This is a genomic window from uncultured Campylobacter sp. (genome assembly GCF_938045405.1).
Classification (GTDB): Bacteria; Campylobacterota; Campylobacteria; order Campylobacterales; family Campylobacteraceae; genus Campylobacter_B.
On record NZ_CALIMW010000228.1, the window covers coordinates 1 to 2,175 of the forward strand.

2 protein-coding genes are annotated in these 2,175 nt (G+C 52.0%); both read left to right on the forward strand.

Annotation, left to right across the window (positions count from 1 at the left end; all coding sequences use genetic code 11):
- Nucleotides 1-44 precede the first annotated feature (44 nt).
- A complete protein-coding gene (locus tag Q0140_RS09455) occupies nucleotides 45-674 on the forward strand; it encodes a hypothetical protein (RefSeq protein ID WP_297964037.1) in 630 nt (209 codons plus the stop codon).
- The coding region (locus Q0140_RS09460; RefSeq protein WP_297964039.1) for a hypothetical protein at nucleotides 671-2,175 on the forward strand (1,505 nt) is incomplete at its 3' end. The genes Q0140_RS09455 and Q0140_RS09460, both read left to right, overlap by 4 nt.

Here is a 2,175-nt window from a genome sequence, read left to right on the forward strand (position 1 = left end):
CCAAACTCCGCGCCGAGTCGAGGACTATATAAGGGGGCTGCGAGATGGCTGATTTCAAAGAAGCGTATAGCGAAATTTATAGGCGCGTGCTCGGCGATACTATGGCGGCCGACACGCCATATCAAAAATTTACCGCCAAGATCGATGAATATTTTGAGAAATACGGTCTTGCGAACGACAAAAAATTCGAGATGCTTTGCAGCACTCTCGTCTCAATGACGCAGAGCGTAACGACAAGCAGTCAAGAGATCGCCCTGCGACTTCTTAGCGAAAGCGAGGAGCTACCGCTACGAAAGCAGCAGCTCGAAGCTCAAACGAACTTGCTCGGCAAGCAGATAGAAACGGAGCAGCTAAAGATCGATCTGCAAAGGCAGCGAATGCCGCTTGAGATAGAGCAGCTCAAACTTCAAAAAGATATGCTCGCAGCTCAAATCGACAAGACGAGGGGCGATCTAGCCCTTGCCAAGGCGCAGCAGGAAGCGATAAATAGGCAGGTCAAAGACAACCGTCTAATCAAAGGCGGCAGCGTGATCGGCGACTTTTTGCAGAACACACTCAATGGCGGACTGGTGGTTCCGTCGGATATGAACAAGGTGCTTTTTAATATCATCGCCACTCTGCTCAAAGATGAGCTAACGAACATCATGCCGGGGAACTTCGAGATCAAAAAATGAGAACTCTCATCGCCGTAAATGATAGCCTAGACATCGCCTCTCGCGATGATTTTAACCCGGTTAATCCTCTTGCGGGGCAGAACTTCGACATATTCTACGCAGGCAGCGCGGGATATATCGCGGGCACCAAGCCCTCGCCGAATCTTGAGGGGCTATTTATGGAGAACGGCTCGGTAAGCCTTAGCGATACGATATTATCGCTGAATGAGGATTTTTCGGCGTTTGCGCTAAGCCCGATTTCAAGCGAGCTCAACATAGGCGGACACGGCAGCGCGGCGTATGAAAATATCAAACAGGCGGTGCGAAAGCTACAGCTGGGGTTCGGACTATTGCAAATCCCGCAAAGCTCCTTTTCTTCGTCCGCCCCCTCGGGCGGCGGCGGCACGGGCGTGCGCGAGATCGAAAGCGAGAATCTGCGAAGAATCGCAGGCGAGATCGGGCAGTATTACGGCGGCGCTACGGGGCGCTATTTCGCCGAATCGCTGATCGATTGGAAATTTAGCTCAGACGCCCTCGTGGACGCGGTATTTCAAGACACGATAGGCGCTATCGCGGATTACGCCGGCAAGCTGATCTCAAGAGGTGGCACGATAGCCTCAAATATCGGTGGCTTCGGCGCGAGCTTTTTAATCAAAGAGCTATTTACGGAGATCTACGAGGTCGCCACGGGCAAGGATTTAAGCTTCGGCTTCGGCGGAGAGAGACTGGCAAATTTAAAAACGGGCGGCGCGGGGCTGAACGTATATTCAAAGCCCCTAAGCTTTAGCGAATGGCTGGATTCGCTCTTTAGCAACACCACCGAGCTCGTGGATTCAAACCTGCGCCCGGTCGGAAGCTACAATTCGAGCACGGGGACGTATTCGCTTTTCAGCGGCGCGCAGTTTAACGCGCGCGGCGAAAGTATCGGATATGTAGGCGGCGCAGCTTTTGGTTTGGCACTCGCGACTCTGGGCTTTGGGTATGCGCTCAGCTCTTTGCAGGCTCGCTCGTCCGCGGCGCTTGCCTCTGCGGTTTCGCTCGGCGGAATGGCCGCGGGCTTTGCCGCTGCGGCTCTAGCGCAAAAGCCGCTAACCTACGGCGGATATACCTATCAAACAAAAACCGATCTCTGGAGGGCTCCGAGCGGCAAAAGCATAGCCACTAGCACTCTTGCAGGGGAGATACCGGAGAAAAAGAAGTTCGCTAACCCTCCGCTTGAACAGTTTAATAATTCTACGGATGACGAATTACAACTCGCCGCGCAAAATTCCCCCGATTTTAATATGTATTGGGAGATAACGCCGTGGAAAGAGATCCGCCCGGTTCTTCGGCTCATAGATCTTGACGCCGACGAAGTGGGTCTTGCAATAGATGCTCTTGTAACTTTTTATGAGCATCTAATTGTTTTTTCTAGTTCGTCGCAAACACAAAGGCTCGCAGAGAGAGCGGCTATGGAGATTTCAGCAGAAAAGAATAGATTTATGATTGCCGCATACGAGCAAGAAAATTTTTTAATGAATAG